General features: G+C 67.7%; 1 protein-coding gene. It reads right to left on the bottom strand.

Going from position 1 to position 765, the window contains the following annotated elements; all coding sequences use genetic code 11:
• On the bottom strand, positions 1-765 hold a 765-nt coding region (locus H8A95_RS43325; RefSeq protein WP_229188491.1), incomplete at both ends, for a DUF5801 repeats-in-toxin domain-containing protein.

Here is a 765-nt window from a genome sequence, read left to right as displayed (position 1 = left end):
CGGTGTTGCCGGTCTGGTCCAGCACCACCGCAAGACCGGAGGCGCTGTCGATCAGGTTGGTCGTCGTGCCGTTGGCCGCGATACTCAGCACATAGGCCGTGGTGCCGCCATCGGCGCCGGTCACCACCGTGAACGCGCCGGCGAAGCTCTCCGTGTCCAGCGCATGGCCCTGCGTCGGCACCAGGTCCGGCGTCGAGCCGTTGATGCCGGCATTGGTCGAAGCCGACAGATAGGCCTCGAACGTGTTCAGCGAAGCCACCGTCCCGCTCAGCGAGATCGACGGGCCGTCGTCGTGGAACGTCACATGCGAGCTGAGGTCGAGCTTCTGGCTCGCGCTGTCGCCGTCCTTGTCGGTCACGGTTGCCGTCAGCGTCACCAGGCCGCCGGTCAGGCTGATGCCTTCACCGGTGTCCGGGCTGGAGGCGGTGAGTTCATGTACCGCACGGTCCTGCGCCAGCGTCACATTGCCCGTCGCCGGGTCGACCGTCAGCGTGAACACCAGCCAGGCGGCGTCATTGTCATGGCCGGTCACATAGCCGGACACCGTGTTGCCGGTCTGGTCGAGCACCACCGCAAGACCGGAGGCGCTGTCGATCAGGTTGGACGTCGTGCCGTTGGCGGCGATGCTCAGCGCATAGGCGGTGGTTCCGCCGTCGGCGCCGGTCACCACCGTGAACGCACCGGCGAAGCTTTCCTTGTCCAGCGCATGGCCCTGGGTCGGCACCAGGTCCGGCGTCGAGCCGTTGATGCCGGCGTTGGTCGCGG

The sequence above is a fragment of the Bradyrhizobium oropedii genome (genome assembly GCF_020889685.1).
Lineage (GTDB): Bacteria > Pseudomonadota > Alphaproteobacteria > Rhizobiales > Xanthobacteraceae > Bradyrhizobium > Bradyrhizobium oropedii.
This window is presented reverse-complemented; position numbering and strand designations above follow the sequence as displayed.